Source organism: Pseudomonas sp. GNP012 (assembly GCF_054343835.1).
The window spans coordinates 4,913,917-4,934,538 of the sequence record NZ_JBTGUU010000001.1; the positions used below are offsets into that span (position 1 = coordinate 4,913,917).

17 protein-coding genes are annotated in these 20,622 nt (G+C 56.9%); 11 read left to right on the plus strand and 6 right to left on the minus strand.

Annotated features, from left to right (window positions below):
* Positions 1-899 precede the first annotated feature (899 nt).
* The 4 genes from drt3b to ACXX83_RS22300 all read right to left on the minus strand — a co-directional run bounded on the left by drt3b (position 900) and on the right by ACXX83_RS22300 (position 5,284).
* On the minus strand, positions 900-2,948 hold the full coding sequence (gene drt3b, locus ACXX83_RS22285) for an antiviral reverse transcriptase Drt3b (protein ID WP_458549629.1): 2,049 nt from the start codon (positions 2,946-2,948) through the stop codon (positions 900-902).
* Positions 2,941-4,293 (minus strand): antiviral reverse transcriptase Drt3a, encoded by a 1,353-nt coding sequence (gene drt3a, locus ACXX83_RS22290; protein WP_458549630.1) that lies wholly within the window; start codon positions 4,291-4,293, stop codon positions 2,941-2,943. The genes drt3b and drt3a overlap by 8 nt, the downstream gene beginning before the upstream one ends.
* Before the next feature lie 327 nt (positions 4,294-4,620).
* Positions 4,621-4,926: a helix-turn-helix domain-containing protein gene (locus ACXX83_RS22295; protein ID WP_458549631.1), complete on the minus strand. Its 306-nt coding sequence runs from the start codon at positions 4,924-4,926 to the stop codon at positions 4,621-4,623.
* Positions 4,919-5,284, minus strand: coding sequence for a type II toxin-antitoxin system RelE/ParE family toxin (locus ACXX83_RS22300; protein WP_458549632.1), 366 nt, complete (start codon positions 5,282-5,284; stop codon positions 4,919-4,921). Before ACXX83_RS22300 ends, ACXX83_RS22295 begins: the two co-directional genes overlap by 8 nt.
* A 484-nt stretch (positions 5,285-5,768) precedes the next feature.
* Here ACXX83_RS22300 and ACXX83_RS22305 point away from each other — a divergent pair, with 484 nt between their 5' ends.
* Positions 5,769-6,077: a DUF3077 domain-containing protein gene (locus ACXX83_RS22305; protein WP_458549633.1), complete on the plus strand. Its 309-nt coding sequence runs from the start codon at positions 5,769-5,771 to the stop codon at positions 6,075-6,077.
* Positions 6,078-6,163: 86 nt separating this feature from the next.
* On the opposite strand, the gene ACXX83_RS22310 is transcribed toward ACXX83_RS22305, so the two are convergent.
* Together ACXX83_RS22310 and ACXX83_RS22315 are read right to left on the minus strand one after the other, a co-directional pair.
* The gene (locus ACXX83_RS22310) at positions 6,164-6,796 is read right to left on the minus strand and encodes a zinc metalloprotease (RefSeq protein ID WP_458550221.1); all 633 of its coding nucleotides are present in this window, start codon (positions 6,794-6,796) and stop codon (positions 6,164-6,166) included.
* A gap of 194 nt (positions 6,797-6,990) precedes the next feature.
* Positions 6,991-9,345, minus strand: a complete 2,355-nt coding sequence (locus tag ACXX83_RS22315; RefSeq protein WP_458549634.1) for a glucose/quinate/shikimate family membrane-bound PQQ-dependent dehydrogenase — start codon at positions 9,343-9,345, stop codon at positions 6,991-6,993.
* A gap of 185 nt (positions 9,346-9,530) precedes the next feature.
* On the opposite strand from ACXX83_RS22315, the gene ACXX83_RS22320 reads away from it, so the two are divergent.
* The 10 genes from ACXX83_RS22320 to ACXX83_RS22365 all read left to right on the plus strand — a co-directional run bounded on the left by ACXX83_RS22320 (position 9,531) and on the right by ACXX83_RS22365 (position 20,498).
* Entirely contained in the window at positions 9,531-9,992 is a 462-nt protein-coding gene (locus ACXX83_RS22320) for an Lrp/AsnC family transcriptional regulator (protein ID WP_007980298.1), read from the plus strand.
* A 230-nt stretch (positions 9,993-10,222) separates the two neighbouring features.
* The gene (locus tag ACXX83_RS22325) at positions 10,223-11,905 is read left to right on the plus strand and encodes a flavin monoamine oxidase family protein (RefSeq protein ID WP_458549635.1); all 1,683 of its coding nucleotides are present in this window, start codon (positions 10,223-10,225) and stop codon (positions 11,903-11,905) included.
* A 12-nt stretch (positions 11,906-11,917) separates the two neighbouring features.
* Positions 11,918-12,712: a carbon-nitrogen hydrolase family protein gene (locus ACXX83_RS22330; protein WP_217836530.1), complete on the plus strand. Its 795-nt coding sequence runs from the start codon at positions 11,918-11,920 to the stop codon at positions 12,710-12,712.
* A 38-nt stretch (positions 12,713-12,750) separates the two neighbouring features.
* A complete protein-coding gene (pqqF, locus tag ACXX83_RS22335) occupies positions 12,751-15,180 on the plus strand; it encodes a pyrroloquinoline quinone biosynthesis protein PqqF (protein WP_458549636.1) in 2,430 nt (809 codons plus the stop codon).
* 160 nt (positions 15,181-15,340) lie between these two features.
* Complete coding sequence (pqqA, locus tag ACXX83_RS22340; RefSeq protein WP_003444522.1) at positions 15,341-15,415, plus strand: pyrroloquinoline quinone precursor peptide PqqA; 75 nt, start codon at positions 15,341-15,343, stop codon at positions 15,413-15,415.
* Between the two features lie 81 nt (positions 15,416-15,496).
* Positions 15,497-16,408, plus strand: a complete 912-nt coding sequence (gene pqqB, locus ACXX83_RS22345; protein WP_458549637.1) for a pyrroloquinoline quinone biosynthesis protein PqqB — start codon at positions 15,497-15,499, stop codon at positions 16,406-16,408.
* 129 nt (positions 16,409-16,537) lie between these two features.
* Positions 16,538-17,290, plus strand: coding sequence for a pyrroloquinoline-quinone synthase PqqC (pqqC, locus tag ACXX83_RS22350; protein WP_007993179.1), 753 nt, complete (start codon positions 16,538-16,540; stop codon positions 17,288-17,290).
* Positions 17,287-17,562: a pyrroloquinoline quinone biosynthesis peptide chaperone PqqD gene (gene pqqD, locus ACXX83_RS22355; protein WP_008051583.1), complete on the plus strand. Its 276-nt coding sequence runs from the start codon at positions 17,287-17,289 to the stop codon at positions 17,560-17,562. Before pqqC ends, pqqD begins: the two co-directional genes overlap by 4 nt.
* Positions 17,534-18,706, plus strand: coding sequence for a pyrroloquinoline quinone biosynthesis protein PqqE (gene pqqE, locus ACXX83_RS22360; protein WP_095964101.1), 1,173 nt, complete (start codon positions 17,534-17,536; stop codon positions 18,704-18,706). The genes pqqD and pqqE overlap by 29 nt, the downstream gene beginning before the upstream one ends.
* The gene (locus ACXX83_RS22365; RefSeq protein WP_458549638.1) at positions 18,672-20,498 is read left to right on the plus strand and encodes a S9 family peptidase; all 1,827 of its coding nucleotides are present in this window, start codon (positions 18,672-18,674) and stop codon (positions 20,496-20,498) included. Before pqqE ends, ACXX83_RS22365 begins: the two co-directional genes overlap by 35 nt.
* Positions 20,499-20,622 lie beyond the last annotated feature (124 nt).

Consider the following 20,622-nt stretch of genomic DNA (forward strand, 5'->3'; position numbering starts at 1 on the left):
CGTCCCCATCCTACACCGCCCCTTATTCGCCTTCGGCTCAACGGCATCGTGCTCTGCGAGGTCCACTAACGCTGCCGCGTCTAACAGCGAAAAAGCATCAACAGGAGCACTGTCATGGCTGGGGACACGAAAAGAAGGGCTGCTGCCCGCAGGCGAGGCAAACCGGTAGAGATGGGGGTAATCGATGAGGAAAAGGCAATAATCACCGGACGCGCCAAGGAAGCAGGCAAAACCCGTTCCGGTTATTTGCGCCCCCTGGCTTGAACACTCCCATAAGGTCAGTAGTAGACTTGGCCAAAGTCAATGGCGACGTCGGGCGTGTCGCTGGATTGTTGAAATTTTGGCTTACAGATCATGATAACCATTCTTTCAAACCGCCGAACACTGAGATGATGATGCATGACTTCCGAAGGTTACAGGGCGAACTACTTGAAACTATGTCGCCGATTATCAACGAACATAGGCAATCTCGATACACCCAACAATGAAAAAGACACAGCACCTTTCAAGAGTTCACCATGGAAAGAGACAATTCGCACGACCTATACATGGCAAAGACCCTGAGAAATAATCCAGATTACGCCATTGAACTACTACTAGAAATCGCATCTTCAGGGGATGAACGCGAACTAAGCATAATTAAAAGAATTTGCGAAAGTGCGTTTGGCTCAGAATGGCCACCCTTGGCAAAAATAAGGGATATAAAAAATGAGGGCTCCTAAATCTAGCCCCCTGCCCCCTCTTCAGTCAGCCTAGGCTTTCTGAGAGGGGGCGAGGAGTCGAGACCCCAAGGTGCATGCGGACCTCAAGAGAGCGAGCTTTCGTGCATAGAACAACTCGCTCAAAGCGCTGGTGTGTGCGACCGCAAACGGTCTTCCTAGGGCATGCTGCGCGTGGCGTCAGTATACTTCCTGACTGACCTTGGCGTCCAACTCTTTGGAAAAGTCGAAATCAGCCCATTTGGTAAACCAATAGTCATTATAAGCTTCAACTCTGGAGATATCAGATCCGGACATCCCATAATAACTTATTATTAAATTTTTTGTTTCTCGGCTTACATATGGACAGACCAAAAGATCCAACGCCATATGAACCATTTCCGAGTCACCAACCAACGTTTCTCTACTTTGGACAAAACGACGAAGAACACATGCCTCTAGGGCGACTCGAATTCGAGCATACCGAGTCTTTTTACCCACGTAAAAAAACAATGTAATGATAGAGAAGTAATCTAGCTCACTTTTTATAACGTACCCATCTGCGGCAGCCTCAAAGCCAAAGCAGCGGGCCAGAAGACTTTCGCTTACCCGATAGTTCCTTCCGAGCTGCCCCATGAGCACCAGTAGATACATGACTTCAATCCGAGCACCTTTGCCATCTGAGTACTTATCAATAATGCTTCGGCATCGCTCATAGATCACTTGCGAAATAAGAGCCCCATAGCTGAGGCCAATTGGTTCACTGGAATAAAAAGCCAGTATGCGCTGACAAATCCTACAAAGCTTAATGGTTGTGTTGACTTTCGGCGAAACAGCATAAACGAAGAAGACAAACCATAATATTGATTCTATCGCCTTAGAAAAATTCTTTTCGAGACTTGAAACCTTCTCTATTTTCCCATAGACATCAATAAGAGCACCAACTTTTCGCTCGACGACAGAAAGAGAGTAGTTAAGTACGTCTCCGTAATCCACACCAGATATCGAAAGAATTGACTTAAAATCAGTAACTAGGGCCGAACGATTTATATAAAGCTCGCCACGAGGAAGACTTTCACCATCTTTGACCTCATCAACAACATCATAAGTTAGCGCCCTGTCAAACAAATCGGATATTCTTTTCTTTGCTATAGAAATGGGAGTAATCATCGGCCTCAAAAAGGTTTCTTCTTTACCTTTATTCAGAGACAGCTTGAACCGCTTCAAAATTTCCTGAAGCAGCATCTTTGCCTGATAACAGCATTCCTCACTATTATAAAACACAAAGTAATCATCAACATATCTATAGATTTTGAAGTCCTCATCGGGCCTCCAACCTTTTTCCATTAACTTAGCCAACACTTCGGAATCTACAGACTGCAAAATAATTTCAGCAAAAATCCTAGAAACCTCTGGCCCTATAAGGATTCCATTAGTCTCGTTATAATTCAATCGCTGCATCAGCGAATCAAATTTACTAGCAAAAGATCCCTTTAATGGTGTCATATGGCACTTTGAGAACTCTTTGCCGTAAACAGCCCAAGGAAGCGAGTGTGTATAGATACTATCGAAGCAGCCAGAAATATCGTACTTGGTTAAAAACTTAAAATCGCGCTCACATTTAAGATGTTCCTTTGACTCATAAAACTTAAAGACATTACTGAACTTTTCATAAACAAAAAAAGACCTCAAATTTTCATAGTTTTCACCAGAGACCTCAACGAGAGCATCAAACCTATCTTGCTTCTCTATCTGAGCTCTATTATCAATAAACGTACATCCTGCGACCCTTGTTGGGGATCTCAGACTGAAACTACTCTGACTAGTAAAATAAATAATCAGCTCTTTATATTGATCATAAAAGTCGACAACTAACAATTGCGCCTTCGGGTGCATGAGTGCAAGTTGCCTAAGCTGATCTTGCTTGTGCGTTGTAAAAAAAGCGAACGGAACACTATGATAATCCGACTTCGTCTGAGAAATGTCGACAGAAGACTTTTCACGCAATCCTGTTGTATCACGCTTCACCTGGACACTTGGCGAAATCCCTAACAACATCTTGACCAGACCATCAAGGATTAAATCTTTAGAATTCCAAACTATTTTAGAGCCGGACAGCTTGACCTCATGCTCACAGAGAAACCTATAAAAATATCTATTTGAAAACACAATAGGTACTTCATAAGGTAGAACATCCGAAAGTACTACCCTTTCAATAGGAAAATTTATTGATAATGCTTTCTTAGGCATGCTTCCAACCTCGAGAAATTTCGGAAAGCTTTTTTGTACTGAAATTTCTAAACACTTTCTCGGCAAAACCTTTCTCGAAGGACATTCGAGAAAGCTTTCTCTTCAAACCTACATCAGTCAAAGCATTTATTCTGACGCTTAGATATCGATCCAACCCCTGCAGTTGCGAAAAATCAGTAATGTATTTGTTACTATAATAAACCCCAATAAATGCGTTACTTTTTCTATTGAATAGTCGCATATTGCCCGTCAAAAACATGCACCGCATGACAAGCTCAGTAGCTGCCTTTCTTGGAATGAATGTCATTTTCGCATTATAGTCGTCGAATGACTTTTCTATCCGCTCTCGATATTTCTTAAGCTTCGCAGTGCTCATTCGCACTCCACGACTGCTTGAGGAAACGTCGAACTCATAACCCAGATACGTGAGCTTTCCTCTCTGCTCATCCAAGAGATTCAACGACTGGGTTTTATCATTCAGAGACAAACCTTTTTTTCCTAGTAGATCTCCGAACGAGGCCAGATAGTCATCCGCTGATTCTTTTTTTGATGGAGCAAACATCATTATCATATCGTCGACGTATCTAGCATAATAAAAAATCTCACTATGCCTCCTAACCTCAGCATCTATGGACGCCAGGTAGATCTCAGATAAATATGCACTAACTCCAACTCCTCGAGGCAATCCCTTTTCTGCCCCTGAGAGCCTTACATAATCAACTAGAAGGCGCGTGACGATCCTTTTAACTAAGACAGAAAGCTCGGGGGATTGATGAATGCTTTCTAGCAAATCCTTGTGCTGTACAGATTCATAAAATGATTCAACGTCTGCTCGCAGAATGAATTTTGGTGCACCATCCATAGCCAATGCTTTGACTTGGGCCACCAAAATATCTCTAGAAGGCATTTTTATATCGTAGACATCTTTTAAGATCTTTTGCACAAACCTTATTGCAAGGACTTGCGCTAGGTCTTTGCCTACACCATACACAGTCTTTCCTCTAACTGGCATGGGCGACACACTCAGCTCTACCCTAAATTCTTTTGACAGAATTTTCTTAGCTATCTTCCCTAGCTCGTTCTCAACAAGGTCAGCATGCTGCTCCTTGCGGCCTTTTATGACTTTATTCAGCCGTTGAGTACGCAGAGCGTGAAATTGAGTCGTTACAGCTCCGATTCTGTGCTTGTAACGAACAATCGACCTAGATTTTTTTAGGTCATAAACATGCATTCTCAATGTATATGCATCAGGAATGTATTTTTCCTCCAGATCGCCACCCTTATCACGATCGTCGTCGAGCAGCTTATTGAGATTTTTGATTGAAAACGCCTGATCAATAGACACTAGTAACTACCCTGTTAGGCTATGACAGTTGTCCAAACTCCGCGCCGACGGGTTCAGACCTATCCCAGAGCGGTACAGTAGCGGTACAGTGCCATCATTGGCTACCTTTCGATCAGCTCGACTAAATTACGGTACAGGCGTACGTGGCGCTAACTGTACCTGTGCTAGGCTTTCCTCGATTTCGCTTGGCTTAGTGAAATCTTTGTCAACTCATAATCCTTTGGTCCACGGTTCAAGTCCGTGTGGGCCCACCAAACAAGAAAGCCGCGCATTGCGCGGCTTTCTCGTGTCTGGCTGATCGGTTTTTGCAGAGATGTTTCTATCGCCTCAATTGGCAAAGTTCTCGATCTTCACCTGTCCGTCGGGAAAGGTTGCGATGATTTCCAGCTCGCCGCCCATGGCGCGGATGTAATTGCGCAACGTGCTGATATACATGTCGGTTCGTCGCTCCATCCTGGAAATTGCCGCCTGATTGACATGTAGCGCCTTGGCCAAGGTCTCCTGGCTCAGCTCCTGGGCCTTACGCAACTCGTGCAGAGGCATTTCTTTAAGATGCTGTTGGAACTGCCGCTCTGCGTCAGTGCGAGATTCCGGCGTCATTCGAGCTTGGAGCTCAGCAAATTTCTTAGCCATCGTTGCGGCCCTCATTACGCAGTGTTTCCAAATGTTCGTCATACAAGTTATCCGCCAGCGGGACATGCTCGTCGTACCAGCGGTCTTGACCGGTTTTGTCCCCGCCGATCAAAAGTAGAGCGCATCGACGAGGATCAAACGCATACAGCACACGATAAGGCCTCCCCGCATGCTGGACCCGCAGTTCTCGCAGGTTGCCATGTCGCGAGCCTTTGATGTCGCTGCTATGGGGAAAACGCAGGCCTGGCCCAAAGAGCTCCAGCAGATCGACGCTGGCCGAGACCGAGGCCTGCTCCTTTGCATCCAGCCCCTCCCACCAGTCTCCAAATTGGTCGGTGTACTCAACATCCCAGCCCATACAATATGCCACCCAAGGAATATGATCTCAAGGGAATAACTCTATGGGTTTGAGCGGCCGTCCGACCACCCCCTGTTTCTTGTTGAATTGTTAAGGACATTTTCCAGCCACGCCTGAACGTTGAGTCCTGGACACACTTGCTTGATCGAAATATCGGATGACGCCTTAGGACCTTGTAGGCAAACTCCGAATCTTGCTGTTGGGCACTTTGCCGCCTTGTTGTGCTTTTCTTCGACGGGATAGTCTCCGGACGTCGCTGAGCATTCAGCGATCGGGCTTGGAAACCCGTCGGATCACAGCGCAACAGCATCCCCACCACAATTCCAGACGTTTTTGACGACTGCGAACTCTGTGTTATGGCAGCTGTGCGCGGGACGCCTTTGGGCGTGCCGGATCTTTGGTCCCCGGTTTCCAACCTGCGCACAGCCGCCACCCATTCGCTTGGAAACGAACGTGGCGACTCCTCTAACGCTGGAGTATGACCATGACCAAAACAGATTCACCCGCACCTTCAGAGCTGAAAACCGTTGGCTTCACGCCCTTCCTGTTTCTCTCGGACCAGCCACTGTTCCACGTCTGTCGCAACGTCCCCATCGCCGACGCCCTGGCCCAAGCCTCCGACCTGCTCTACCTCGCCAAGTCCCTGACCGTCGATGCCGCCCACGCCCAAGACTCCGACCGCCACGCCTGGGCCGCGCATTACCTGACGACGATGAGCAAAGCGCTGATTGATGATGTGGTGAAAGTGCTGACGCGCAGACCTGCTCAAACGAGAGCGCAAGCAGATCAATAGAATAAACAGAGCCTGAGAATTCCCAAAAAGGGACCGAACGTTCCTTTTTTGGGACTGATAGGGCCAGGCTCTTCAGTCCAAACACATCACGAAGGTATGGCCTGCACGGCCCGCAGCCGTTCCAGCATCGGCCCGGTGAACACCACCTCATACGTATCCGCCGCCCGCCCCCATTGCTCTACAAGAGCCATACCGTCCACCAGCGCCCCTGCCAATTCGGAAATCGTCTCGGCCTGGTCCTCGATGATTTTTTGCGTCCGACCCCACACCCGATCAATCATCGTCTTAAGCTGCGCCGTTATGCACTCGCTCGACGCTGGATCGGTATCGGGGTAGACGAGGTTGCGCAGCAGATGCTGAAGCTCCCTGATTTTTGCGTAGTCCTGCTCCGCCCCCTGCTCGCCTTTGAGGATGGCGGTGGCTTTGGGCTTGTCGACGCGTTTTACGGCTGAAGGTTTTGAGGGGAGTGTCTGCGCCATGGCGCCCGCCAGGAGCACCATCATCCGGGCTTCCAGATGCTCCTTCATGGCATCTATCGACAAAATGGGACGCACCAGGGCAATGGAGGCCCCGCCCTGGTGCCGCAAATCCCTGGTCACGGCCAGAGTCACGCCGCCCGTTTCAAACCCCAGGACGCGGGCCACCACGTAGTGCCCCATTTCGTGATGGGCGATCTGCAATGCGCGGTCGCGTACAGCGGCAGGCAGGTTCGTCGTCATGTCCATTGCCTCGGATCCTTCGTTCTCGTATTCGACTACGAGTGACGGTCGCTGTCCATCCTGTTGCCCCGCACAATCATGTAGGAGCGAGCCTGCTCGCGATGAACTTGAACGCGCCGCGGCCATTCAGACAGCACGCGTTATCGTTAACGCCCATCGCGAGCAAGCTCGCTCCTACAAGGGTCCGCAATGTCTTAATCAGGCAAAGCGTAGGCAATCACATAATCCCCACGATCCGTCGACTGACGCGCACCACCCACCGTCAGCAGGATGTACTGCCTGCCGGTTTTCGGTGAAACGTAGGTCATCGGCCCGGACTGGCTGCCCACCGGCAGGCGCGACTTCCAGATTTCGTTGCCGTTGCCGGTGTCGAAGGCGCGCAGGTAGAAGTCCTGGGTGCCGGCGAAGAACAGCAGGCCCGACTGGGTGGCGAGCGATGCGCCGAGGGTCGGCATGCCGATCGGGATCGGCATGTGCATGCGGATGCCCAGCGGGCCGGTGTCCTGTACGGTGCCGACCGGGACTTGCCACATCAGTTTGTGGGTCTTGAGGTCGATGGCCGACATGGTGCCGAACGGTGGCTTCTGGCACGGAATGCCAACCGCCGAGAGGAAGCGCTCGCGCATGGCGCCGAACGGCGTGCCTTCCTGCGGCACCACGCCCATTTCAATGCCGCTGGCCCCGGCTTTGATCTTGTCGCGCGGGATCATGTAGTTGGCCAGGCCCAGGCGCATGTCGTTGACGAACATGTAGTTCGTGTTCGGATCAACCGAGACGCTGCCCCAGTTCATGCCGCCCAGCGAGCCCGGGAATTGCAGGGCGCGGTCCATGCCCGGCGGGGTGTAGACGCCTTCGTGGCGCATGCCTTTGAACTGGATGCGGCACATCAACTGGTCAAACGGCGTGGCGCCCCACATGTCGGACTCGGTCAGGGTCTTGTTGCCGATTGACGGCATGTCGACGGAGAACGGTTGGGTTGGCGAATAGCGTTCGCCGGGGACCTTGCCTTGCGGCACCGGGCGCTCTTCAACGCGGGCAATCGGCACGCCGGTTTCGCGGTTGAGCAGGAAGATCTCGCCCTGTTTGGTGACTTGCGCCAGGGCTGGCTGGATTCCGCCCTTGTCGTCCGGCACGTCGTACAACAGCGGCTGTGCCGGCAGGTCGAAGTCCCACAGGTCGTGGTGAGTGGTCTGGAAGTGCCAGCGCACCTGGCCGGTTTTCACGTCGATGGCGACGATGGACGAACTCCACTTGTCGTCGAACTCGGTGCGTTGACCGCCGAAGAAGTCTGGCGTTGCGTTACCCGTCGGCAGGTAGACCAGACCGAGTTTGGCGTCGTAGGACATGGCCGACCACACGTTCGGCGTGCCACGGGTGTAAGTCTCACCGGCCGGCGGACGTTTGCTGGTGTTCGGATTACCCGGATCCCACGCCCACACCAGTTCGCCGCTACGCACGTCGTAGGCACGCACCACGCCCGGCGGTTCGCCGGTGGAGTAGTTGTCGGCCACGCGGCCACCGACGATCACTACGTCCCCTGCGACCAATGGGGTCGAGGTTTGCTGGTAGTAACCGGGCTTCACTTCGCCCATGTCGGTGGTCAGGTCGACGGTGCCCTTGTTGCCGAACTCTTCGCAGGGCTTGCCAGTGTCGGCATTGATGGCGATCAGACGGGCATCGCCGGTCGGCAGAAACAGGCGTTTCGTACAGGCGGTTGGCTGACTGCCCGAAGACGCCGGGGTTTCGGAGTAGCCCAGGCCGCGGCAGCGCTGCCAGTTGGGCGCGGTGCCTTGCGGGTCGAACTTCCAGCGCTGGGCGCCGGTGTCGGCATCCAGGGCGAAGACTTTGCCGTAGGCGGTGCAGGTGTAGACCGTGTCACCGATTTGCAGCGGGGTGTTCTGGTCTTCGGCGCCGGCACCGGTGCTTTGCGGGATATCGCCGGTGCGGGAGGTCCAGGCGACCTGCAACTTGTCGATGTTGCCCTTGTTGATCTGGTCCAGCGCGGCAAAGCGGTTGCCGGCGGTGGTGTTGCCCCAGTGCGCCCAGTCTTTCTGCTCGGTGCCCGGCAGGACCGGCGTGACCGCAGGTTCAACGGTGGCCTTGACCACGTGGGTCGGCACGAACATGTAGGCCATCGTCGCTACAACGCCCACACCCAGAATGCCGGCCAGACCGTAGGCGCCACGCCCGCCGGTCGCGCCCGAAGCGCGAACCAGGGTCGGATAGATCAACGCCACCACCAGACCGATCACGGCGAAGGTCAGCACCCGTGAGACCAGCGGCCAGTATTCGAGACCGGCATCCCATACCGCCCAGATCGCAGTAAGAACCAGCGCCACACCATACAGCCAGGCGCCCAGCGGCTTGCGACGGGCAATCAACAGGCCGGACACCAGCATCGCCAGGCCCATCAGCAGGAAATACCAGCTGCCGCCCAGCGCAACCAGATAGCCGCCGCCACCCGCCAGACCGAGCCCGATCAGTGCAATCAGCACACCCAGCCCCGCCAGCAACCATTTGCTGCCGGCGGCAGCCCCAGAATTGTTCATGTCGGACATTTTCCCCATTTGTGACAAGGTCGGAATAATGTACTAACTGGTTACTTATGGCAATTTGTCGCAGGCAGAAATGTCATGAACGGTACTGAGGCCAGATCAGGGATCCGTCGCGAGCGTCCTACAGAATCTGCCTGTAACATGCTTGCGCACCGATCCATGCCGCTGGAGATAGCCCTTTGCCTGACACTCGCCCGCCCGTTCTCGACGAAATCGACCGCCAGTTGATTGCAGCCCTGCAGATCAACGCCCGTGAGAGCGTGGCCATGCTCGCCCGGCAACTGGGCATCGCCCGCACCACCGTCACCTCGCGCCTGGCGCGGCTGGAAAAGGCCAAAGTGATCACCGGCTACGGCGTGCGCCTCGGGCAGCGGGTGGTGGATGGCGGGTTGCAGGCGTATGTCGGGATCACGGTGCAACCGCGTTCCGGCAAGGAGGTGTTGCGCCGCCTGAGCGCGATGGCGCAGGTACAGCAGTTGTGTGCGGTGAGTGGTGAATTTGATTATGTGGCGTGGTTGCGCACCGATTCGCCGGAACAGCTGGATCAGTTGCTGGATCAGATTGGCAGTGTGGATGGGGTGGAAAAGACCACGACGTCGATCATCTTGAGCAGCAAGATTGATCGGGGGCAGCCGGTTTGAGTTTTTGCCGGGGTTTAGGTTGTGTCTGTTCGGGCCTCTTCGCGAGCAGGCTCGCTCCCACAGGGGCTCACATTGTCACTTTGAAGTATGAACTCGTCATATCGACCAATAAAATGGCAAAACGACGACACTTTGCGTCTTATTAACGTGTTCTGTGCTCTCTAGAATGGCTGGCATCTTTTCCTATACTCAGATCCGCATTGCGCGTCGGGTCGCCAGCAAGGTCAGCCATGAACAAGAACAATCGCCATCCTGCAGACGGTAAAAAACCAATCACCATTTTCGGCCCGGACTTTCCTTTCGCCTTCGACGACTGGATCGAACACCCGGCCGGGCTGGGCAGCGTTCCCGAGCACAATCACGGTGCCGAAGTGGCGATTGTCGGCGGCGGGATTGCCGGTCTGGTGGCCGCGTATGAGCTGATGAAGCTGGGGCTGAAACCGGTTGTCTACGAAGCCTCGAAAATGGGTGGCCGTCTGCGCTCCCAGGCATTCAACGGCGCCGAAGGCATCGTGGCCGAACTGGGTGGCATGCGCTTTCCGGTGTCATCCACCGCGTTCTATCACTACGTCGACAAGCTCGGCCTGGAAACCAAACCTTTCCCCAACCCGCTGACGCCTGCGTCGGGCAGCACGGTCATCGACCTCGAAGGCCAGACCCATTACGCACAGAAGTTGTCGGACCTTCCTGCGCTGTTCCAGGAAGTGGCTGACGCGTGGGCCGACGCCCTGGAAGCCGGTTCGCAGTTCTCGGATATCCAGCAAGCCATTCGCGACCGCGACGTGCCTCGCCTGAAGGAACTGTGGAACACCCTGGTGCCACTGTGGGACGACCGCACCTTCTATGACTTCGTCGCCACTTCCAAAGCCTTTGCCAAGCTGTCGTTCCATCACCGCGAAGTGTTCGGCCAGGTCGGTTTCGGCACCGGCGGCTGGGACTCTGACTTCCCGAATTCGATGCTGGAAATCTTCCGCGTGGTGATGACCAATTGCGACGATCACCAGCACCTGGTGGTCGGCGGCGTGGAACAGGTGCCACAAGGCATCTGGCGCCATGTTCCGGAGCGTTGCGCGCACTGGCCGGCCGGCACCAGTCTCAGCTCCCTGCACAGCGGCGCGCCACGCACCGGCGTGAAGAAGATTGCCCACGCACCGGGCGGCCGTTTCGCCGTCACCGACAACTGGGGCGACACCCGCGAATACGCCGCTGTGTTGACCACCTGCCAGAGCTGGCTGCTGACCACCCAGATCGAATGCGACGAAACCTTGTTCTCGCAAAAGATGTGGATGGCCCTGGACCGCACCCGCTACATGCAATCGTCGAAAACCTTCGTGATGGTCGACCGCCCGTTCTGGAAGGACAAGGATCCGGAAACCGGCCGCGACCTGATGAGCATGACCCTCACCGATCGCCTGACCCGTGGCACCTACCTGTTCGACAACGGCGATGACAAGCCAGGGGTGATTTGCCTGTCGTACTCGTGGATGAGCGACGCGCTGAAAATGCTCCCGCACCCGGTGGAAAAACGCGTGAAACTGGCGCTGGATGCACTGAAGAAGATCTACCCGAAAGTCGACATCGCCGCACGGATCATCGGCGACCCGATCACAGTGTCCTGGGAAGCCGACCCGCATTTCCTCGGCGCGTTCAAAGGCGCACTGCCCGGTCACTACCGCTACAACCAGCGCATGTACGCGCACTTCATGCAGGACGACATGCCGGCAGAACAGCGCGGGATCTTCATCGCTGGCGACGACGTTTCGTGGACGCCAGCCTGGGTTGAAGGCGCGGTTCAGACCTCGCTCAACGCGGTGTGGGGCATCATGAAACACTTCGGCGGTGCAACTCACGCCGAGAATCCGGGTCCAGGAGATGTGTTCAACGAGATCGGACCGATCGCCCTGCCCGAGTAAGAGGAATCCGAAATGCGCGTAGCCCTTTACCAATGTCCACCGTTGCCGCTGGATGTCGCCGGCAACCTGCAACGCCTGCAACAACTGGCGCTGGAGGCAAAAGGCGCGGACCTGCTGGTGCTGCCGGAGATGTTCCTGACCGGCTACAACATCGGCGTCGATGCCGTCAGCGTGTTGGCGGAGGTGTACAACGGTGAGTCGGCGCAGCAGATCGCGCGCATTGCCAAGGCAACCGGGATTGCCATCTTGTATGGCTATCCCGAGCGCACCGAGGACGGGCAGATCTACAACGCCGTGCAGTTGATCGACGCCAATGGCGAGCGCGTGTGCAACTACCGCAAGACGCACTTGTTCGGCGACCTCGATCACTCGATGTTCAGCGCAGGTTCCGATGAGTTTCCCATCGTTGAGCTCAACGGTTGGAAACTCGGTTTCCTGATCTGCTACGACCTGGAGTTTCCGGAAAATGCCCGACGCCTGGCCCTGGGCGGCGCCGAGCTGATTCTGGTGCCGACCGCGAACATGATTCCGTTCGATTTCGTCGCCGATGTCACCGTGCGTTCCCGCGCCTTCGAAAACCAATGCTATGTGGCTTACGCCAACTACTGTGGCCATGAAGGCGACATCCACTATTGCGGCCAGAGCAGCATTGCTGCGCCGGATGGCAGCCGTATCGCTCAGGCGGGACTGGATGAATCGCTGATTGTCGGTGAGCTGGATCGACAGTTGATGGTCGATTCCCGTGCCGCCAATCGCTACCTGATCGATCGTCGTCCCGAGCTTTACGGCGAGCTGAACAAGTCCTAATCCGCTAGCATTGGCACTTCACTGTTCTGGAAGTGCCCATGCCTGCGCTGAATCACCCCCGCCCCCACACTGAAACCCTGGCCAACGGCTTGCGGGTGACGCTGCGTCATGCCCCGAATTTGAAGCGTTGCGCAGCAGCATTGCGGGTCGCCGCGGGCAGCCATGATGTGCCGCTGGCGTGGCCCGGACTGGCGCATTTTCTTGAGCATCTGCTGTTTCTGGGGACTGAGCGTTTTCCTGCCGGGCAAGGGTTGATGGCCTACGTCCAGAGTCATGGCGGCCAGATAAACGCGCGAACCAGCGAGCGCACCACGGACTACTTTTTCGAACTGCCACCCCAGGCATTTGCCGGTGGGCTGGAGCGTCTGTCAGACATGCTCGCCCATCCGCGTATGAATCCGGACGATCAGCAGCGGGAACGGGAAGTACTGCAGGCGGAATTTGTCGCCTGGTCGCAGGATGCGGCAGCGCAGCAGCAATTTGCGCTGTTCGACGGGTTGTCAGAAGTACATCCGCTTCGCGGTTTTCATGCCGGCAATCGCGCCACCCTGGCTGTAGAGCAGCCCGAGTTTCAGCAGGCGTTGCGGGATTTTTATCAGCGGTTTTACCAGACCGGGCAGATGACGTTGAGCCTGGCCGGACCGCAAAGTCTCGAAGAGCTAAGGACCTTGGCTGAAGCGTTTGGTAACGTCGTCGCCAAGGGAGAAAGCATTGAGCAACACGCTCCCGCGCCCCTGATGTCGACCTCAGAAAGAAGTTATCAACAGGCTGAAGAACGGCGACTGGATTGGCTGTGCGCCCTCGAATCGCTGCCCGATTCTTGCGCCGAGGCGCTGGCATTCTTGTGCCACTGGCTGAATTCGGCAAAACCCGGGGGCTTGTCGGCGGATCTGCGCGAGCACGGGCTGGCCGATCACCTGAAAGCCCAGTTGCTCTACCAATTCGCAGGACAAGCCTTGCTGCATATCGAGTTCACCTTGCCGGCCAATGGGTTGCCGACCGGGATTCTCGAACGCCTGATGGACTGGCTGAGCTTTTTTGCCCAGCAGGACTGGACCCGGTTGCGCGAAGAATACGCCACCCTGCACCAGCGCCAGCAAAAGGTCAGCAGCGCCTTGCAATTGGCCCGACTGGACAGCGAACAACACGAAGTCGGGTTATCTGGCCAAGGCGTTACAGCGCTCAAGCAAATCCTCAATCAAATCGGCGCTGTGGATAACTTCAGTGGCCCATGGCAGTTGCCCGCACCCAACCCGTTCCTGCGCACCGAAGCACCAGCGTCCAACGCCGGATTGATTCGTGGCCAGACCAGCGCCCACCGCGGCCTGCGTACCTTTGCCCAGGATCGCTCGCGAAGCCGTCGTGAACGTTCGCCGATGCAATTCAGCCAGGTATTGCCGGACAACAGCGCGGAAGGTGCGATTTATTTGCGCTGGCGTCTGGACTCGAGTCCCGCCAGTGCCCTTCAATCCCGACTGGAAAATAACCTGCAACCGCTACGCGAAGACGCGCGTCAGGCCGGTGTGGATTTTTCCTTCAGTGCGTCGGGCAACGAATGGCTGCTGAAAATGACCGGACTGCAGGAGCCGATGCCCACCGTTCTGGAGCATGCGCTGAAAGAGCTGACACAACCTGACGCCGCAGTCTCACAAGCCACGCACGCGAGCGTTGCGCTGATCCCCATTCGACAACTGCTCAAGGCATTGCCCGATCACTGCCTTGCGCACACCGCGAACACGGACGACGCGCAGCAACTTTGGTCGAGTGCACGCTGGGATGGCCTGGCGATTGGCCTGTCCGCCCAGACTCAAGCGGCCATGGGCCTGGCCTTGAGCCGTATTCCCGGCACGCCGGACAATCAATTGACCCCACCGCCATCCATCCCGTCACAACGCCTGTGGAGCGCCGTCGATAGCGATTCCAGCGAGCACGCACTGCTGCTGTTTTGCCCTGCCGTGACCGGAGAATTGGCCGACGAAGCCGCGTGGCGTCTACTTGCGCACTTCTGTCAGACGCCGTTCTACCAGCGCCTGCGCGTGGAGTTGCAACTGGGCTATGCGGTGTTCAGCGCCCTGCGCCAGATTCACGGGACAACCGGATTACTGTTCGGTGTGCAATCACCGAACGTAGCGCCGGCAGATCTGCTGCAGCACATCGAGCAGTTCCTCAGCGATGTGCCAATGCTTATCAATGCCCTCGACGACAAATCGTTCATCGCCCAGCGCCAGGCCTTGGCCGAGCAATTTTCCCTTGCTGCGTTGCCCACTGCCCAGACTGCGGAATTGCTTTGGCAGGGCAAACTGGGCGGCCGCTCGTCGGATTTTCTGACGCAATTACCCGAGGCAATCCTGCTGATCGGGCGTTCCGAACTGCTGGTTGCAGCACAACGATTGAATAAGGCCGAGGGCGGTTGGCATTGCCTGGCGAACAGCCCTGCACCGGGCACTCCATGGCAAGCGGCAAAATGATCATTACCGGGGCGGTAAGGAGCTTTCTCAAAGTTTCACGGGCAATCTCTTTGAGATTTTGAGTAACATAGCAACCTAACTATCTGGAACATCTCTGACTCGAGGTGGACTATACCTATAGCTAGCGCTGTCCCACCCCCCACTAAAAGGAGTTCAATTCATGGCCTGGACCAAACCTGCCTACACCGACCTGCGTATCGGCTTTGAAGTGACCATGTACTTCGCAAGCCGCTAATCTCTGCCTTGGCAGATGTGCAGCACAACGCCTCGGTTATCCGAGGCGTTTTATTTTCAGCGTTGAAATGATGGAGCGTCCATGTTTGTCCAGATTCTAGGTTCCGCCGCCGGCGGCGGCTTCCCCCAGTGGAACTGCAACTGCGTGAACTGCGCAGGCTTTCGCGACGGCAGCCTGCGGGCCAAGGCGCGGACGCAGTCGTCCATCGCGATTTCCGATGACGGCGTGAACTGGGTGCTGTGCAACACCTCCCCGGACATCCGCGCCCAACTCCAGGGCTTCGCCCCGATGCAGCCGGGCCGCGCCCTGCGTGATACCGGGATCGGCGCGATCATCCTGATGGACAGCCAGATCGACCACACCACCGGCCTGCTCATGCTGCGCGAGGGTTGCCCGCATCAGGTCTGGTGTACGGATATGGTCCACGAAGACCTGAGCACCGGTTTTCCGCTGTTCACCATGCTCAACCACTGGAATGGCGGGCTGACCTGGAATCGCATCGAACTCGACCAGAGCTTCAGCGTACCGGCCTGCCCGAACCTGCGCTTCACCCCGCTACCTTTGCGCAGTGCCGCGCCGCCGTACTCGCCGCACCGCTTCGACCCGCATCCGGGCGACAACATCGGCCTGATCGTCGAGGACCGGGGCACTGGCGGCAAACTGTTCTACGCACCGGGACTGGGCAAGGTGGATGCAGCGCTGCTGGAGATCATGGCCGGCAGCGATTGCCTGCTGGTCGACGGCACTCTGTGGGATGACGATGAAATGCAGCGTCGTGGCGTAGGCACCCGCACCGGTCGGGAGATGGGCCACCTGGCGCAAAACGGCCCCGGCGGCATGCTCGAAGTGCTGGAGCAACTGCCCACGCAGCGCAAGGTGCTTATCCACATCAACAACACCAACCCGATTCTCGATGAAGATTCGCCCGAGCGCGCGGAGCTGGATCGGCGCCAGGTTGAAGTGGCGTATGACGGCATGAGTATTGTGCTGTAGCTGAGGGCCCCTTCGCGGGCAAGCCCGCTCCCACATTTGAAATGCATTCCATTGTGGGAGCGGGCTTGCTCGCGAAGGCGTCCGACCAGACACCAAAGATTTCAACGGTTGTTCCCCCGGAGAACCCCGATGACCGACACCCCAATGTCCCCCGCCGAATTCGAAGCGGCCCTGCGCGCCAAGGGCGCCTACTACCACATCCATCACCCCTACCATGTGGCGATGTACGAAGGCCGGGCTACCCGCGAGCAGATCCAGGGCTGGGTCGCCAACCGTTTCTACTATCAGGTGAACATTCCCCTGAAAGACGCGGCCATTCTGGCTAACTGCCCTGACCGCGAGATCCGCCGCGAGTGGATTCAGCGCCTGCTCGACCACGACGGTGCGCCCGGTGAAGACGGCGGCATCGAAGCCTGGCTGCGACTGGGCCAGGCTGTCGGCCTCGACCCGGACCAGTTGCGCTCTCAGGAACTGGTGCTGCCCGGCGTGCGCTTCGCCGTGGACGCCTACGTCAACTTTGCCCGCCGCGCCAGCTGGCAGGAGGCCGCCAGCAGTTCGCTGACCGAACTGTTCGCCCCGCAAATCCACCAATCGCGCCTGGACAGTTGGCCGCAGCATTACCCATGGATCGACCCGGCCGGATACGAGTATTTCCGCACACGCCTGGGTCAGGCACGGCGTGATGTCGAGCACGGCCTGGCGATCACGTTGCAGCACTACACCACCCGCGAAGGCCAGGAGCGCATGCTGGAAATTCTCCAGTTCAAACTGGACATTCTTTGGAGCATGCTCGATGCCATGAGCATGGCCTACGAACTGAAACGCCCGCCGTATCACAGCGTGACCGGAGAACGGGTCTGGCACAAAGGAATCACCTTATGAGTTTCGATCGCAGCAAGACCCCGACCTGGCGTCCCGGCTACCGCTTCCAGTACGAACCGGCGCAGAAAGGCCACGTGCTGCTGTACCCGGAAGGCATGATCAAGCTCAACGAAAGTGCCGCACTGATCGGTGGCTTGATTGACGGTGAACGGGATGTCGCGGCGATCATCGCCGAACTCGACCAACAGTTCCCCGGCGTACCCGAGCTCGGTGACGACATCGAGCAATTCATGGAGGTAGCCCGTGCGCAGCACTGGATCGAACTTGCCTGATTCATCAAGGCAAGTGCCGCCCAAACCTGAAGTCGGCCTGCCGCTGTGGCTGCTTGCCGAGCTGACCTATCGCTGCCCGCTGCAATGCCCGTACTGCTCCAATCCGCTGGATTTCGCCGAGCAGGGCAAAGAGCTGAGCACTGAACAGTGGATCAAGGTGTTCCGTGAAGCGCGGGAAATGGGCGCGGCGCAACTGGGCTTTTCCGGCGGTGAACCGCTGGTGCGCCAGGACCTCGCCGAGCTGATTACCGAAGCCCGAAAACTGGGTTTCTACACCAACCTGATCACCTCCGGCATCGGCCTGACCGAGCAGAAAATCAGCGATTTCAAGAAGGCCGGCCTCGATCACATCCAGATCAGTTTCCAGGCCAGCGACGAGCAGGTGAACAACCTGCTGGCCGGCTCGAAAAAGGCCTTTGCACAGAAACTGGAAATGGCCCGGGCGGTGAAGGCCCATGGTTATCCGATGGTGCTGAATTTTGTGACCCATCGGCACAACATCGACCAGATCGACCGCATCATCGAGCTGTGCATCGCACTGGAAGCGGACTTCGTCGAACTCGCCACTTGCCAGTTCTACGGTTGGGCGCAACTCAATCGCGTCGGGCTATTGCCGACCCGGGAGCAACTGGTGCGCGCCGAACGCATCACCAATGAATACCGCGCCAAACTGCAAGCCCAAGGGCATCCGTGCAAGCTGATTTTCGTCACTCCGGACTATTACGAAGAACGCCCGAAAGCCTGCATGAACGGCTGGGGCAGTATTTTTCTGACGGTCACGCCAGACGGAACCGCCCTGCCCTGTCACGGCGCCCGACAGCTGCCGGTGCAGTTTCCCAACGTACGCGACCACAGCATGCAGCACATCTGGTACGACTCGTTCGGCTTCAATCGCTTTCGCGGTTACGACTGGATGCCCGAGCCGTGCCGCTCCTGTGACGAGAAAGAAAAAGACTTCGGCGGCTGCCGCTGCCAGGCGTTCATGCTCACCGGTGATGCCAGCAATGCCGACCCGGTGTGCAGCAAGTCGCCACAACACGGCGTGATCCTCAAGGCTCGCGAAGAAGCCGAACACGCGACCCAGACCATCGACCAACTGGCCTTTCGCAATGAACGAAACTCACGCCTCATCGCCAAAAGCTGAACCTTTCAGCGCTGCCAAAGCAGTGGCTGCCGGTATCGACTTTGCCGAACTGCAGGTCGGTCCAAACGGCCTGTTCTGGAACGAGTACCGACCCGAAGACGCGGCGTGCCGGATCTGGCATTGGCGTGAGGGCACAGCGAAATGCCTGACGCCGCCGGGGTTCAGCGTGCGCAGTCGGGTGTACGAATATGGCGGTGGAGCCTTTTGTCTGACGGACGACGGCATCGTTTTCGTCAACGAGACTGACCAGCAGTTGTATCGACAATCACTGCAAGACGAAGCGCCCGAAAGACTGACGTCCGGTGCGTGCCGTTATGGCGATCTGCAGTTCGCCAACGGGCAAGTGCTGGCGGTCGAGGAGCATCGCGATCAACACCGACTGGTGGCAATTGATCTGTTGGGTGGCGCACGCCACCTGCTGGCCGAAGGTGCTGATTTTTACGCGGCACCGACGCTGAGCCCTGATGCCCGGCGCCTGGCCTGGATCGAATGGAGTCGCCCGGATCAGCCATGGACAGCAACCCGCTTGATGGTTGCCGAACGCCTCGCCCATGGCGGGTTTGCCGAGGCTCGTTGTGTGGCGGGCGACGGTGCTCAAGAGTCGGTGCAACAGCCACGGTTTGATGCCGACGGTCGCTTGTACTGCCTGACGGATCGCGCCGGTTACTGGCAGCCATGGGTGGAATCCGGGAAAGGCCTGAGCCCATTGCCAAGTGCCAACGCCGACCACGGCCCCGCGCCCTGGCAACTCGGCGGCAGTACCTGGTTGCCGCTGGGCAACGACAGCTATCTGGCCAGTTGGACCGAGGGCGGGTTTGGCCGATTGGGCATAGGCGGCAACTCCTGCGCCGACTTCACCGGCCACTACAGCCGCTTCCGCCATCTCGCCGTGGATGGGCAGTTCATTTATTGCATTGCAGCGTCACCCGTCAATTCAACCGCCGTCATCGCCATCGACCGTCAGAGCCGGCAAGTGAAGGTGCTGGCCGGCGGTATCGCACCACTTGCTCCGGAACGGATCAGCCGCCCGCAGACCTTGCGCTACCCAAGCGGCTCAGGCGAAGCACATGGCTTCTTCTACCCGGCAATGACCGGCGCGGCGAAACCGCCACTGGTGGTGTTCATCCATGGCGGCCCGACGTCGGCGTGCTACCCGATGCTCGATCCACGCATCCAGTTCTGGACGCAGCGGGGCTTCGCCGTGGCCGACCTCAACTATCGCGGCAGCAGTGGTTATGGCCGGGCCTATCGTCAGGCGCTTCATTTGAGCTGGGGGGATGTGGATGTCGAAGACGCTTGCGCCGTGGTCAGTTACCTCAACGAACGGGGCCTGATCGACGGCGACAAGGCCTTCATTCGCGGCGGCAGCGCCGGCGGCTACACAACGCTTTGCGCCTTGGCGTTTCACAACGTGTTCTGTGCCGGCGCCAGTCTGTATGGGGTCAGTGACCCGGTAGCGCTGGGCCGTGCGACCCACAAATTCGAAAGCGACTATCTGGACTGGTTGATCGGCGATCCGCTGCTGGACGCCGAACGCTACGCCGCCCGCACTCCGCTGCTGCATGCCAGCAACATCCGCGTGCCGATGATCTTCTTTCAAGGAGAACAGGATGCCGTGGTCGTCCCGCAACAGACCCGCGATATGGTCGCGGCGCTGCGGGACAACGGTATTCCGGTCGAAGCGCATTACTACGCGGACGAACGCCATGGCTTTCGCAAGGCCGGCAATCAGGCCCATGCGCTGGAGCAGGAGTGGTTGTTTTATCGGCGGGTGATGGAATTGGCGAACTGACATAGGCGCCACATACATGAATTGGGGCGCGCCCTTTCGCGAGCAGGCTCGCTCCCACAGAGTCGACGGTTTACGCGAAACCCTGTGGGAGCGGGCTTGCTCGCGAAGGCGGCCGACCTGCCGC

Coding starts and splice junctions, on each gene's coding strand:
- pqqF (WP_458549636.1), top strand. CDS start 12,751: ATGCCTGCGCTGAATCACCCCCGCCCCCACACTGAAACCCTGGCCAAC.
- pqqC (WP_007993179.1), top strand. CDS start 16,538: ATGACCGACACCCCAATGTCCCCCGCCGAATTCGAAGCGGCCCTGCGC.
- ACXX83_RS22365 (WP_458549638.1), top strand. CDS start 18,672: ATGAACGAAACTCACGCCTCATCGCCAAAAGCTGAACCTTTCAGCGCT.
- drt3b (WP_458549629.1), bottom strand. CDS start 2,948: ATGCCTAAGAAAGCATTATCAATAAATTTTCCTATTGAAAGGGTAGTA.
- ACXX83_RS22310 (WP_458550221.1), bottom strand. CDS start 6,796: ATGACGACGAACCTGCCTGCCGCTGTACGCGACCGCGCATTGCAGATC.
- ACXX83_RS22325 (WP_458549635.1), top strand. CDS start 10,223: ATGAACAAGAACAATCGCCATCCTGCAGACGGTAAAAAACCAATCACC.
- ACXX83_RS22330 (WP_217836530.1), top strand. CDS start 11,918: ATGCGCGTAGCCCTTTACCAATGTCCACCGTTGCCGCTGGATGTCGCC.
- ACXX83_RS22305 (WP_458549633.1), top strand. CDS start 5,769: ATGACCAAAACAGATTCACCCGCACCTTCAGAGCTGAAAACCGTTGGC.
- pqqB (WP_458549637.1), top strand. CDS start 15,497: ATGTTTGTCCAGATTCTAGGTTCCGCCGCCGGCGGCGGCTTCCCCCAG.
- ACXX83_RS22315 (WP_458549634.1), bottom strand. CDS start 9,345: ATGAACAATTCTGGGGCTGCCGCCGGCAGCAAATGGTTGCTGGCGGGG.
- ACXX83_RS22295 (WP_458549631.1), bottom strand. CDS start 4,926: ATGGCTAAGAAATTTGCTGAGCTCCAAGCTCGAATGACGCCGGAATCT.
- pqqD (WP_008051583.1), top strand. CDS start 17,287: ATGAGTTTCGATCGCAGCAAGACCCCGACCTGGCGTCCCGGCTACCGC.
- ACXX83_RS22300 (WP_458549632.1), bottom strand. CDS start 5,284: ATGGGCTGGGATGTTGAGTACACCGACCAATTTGGAGACTGGTGGGAG.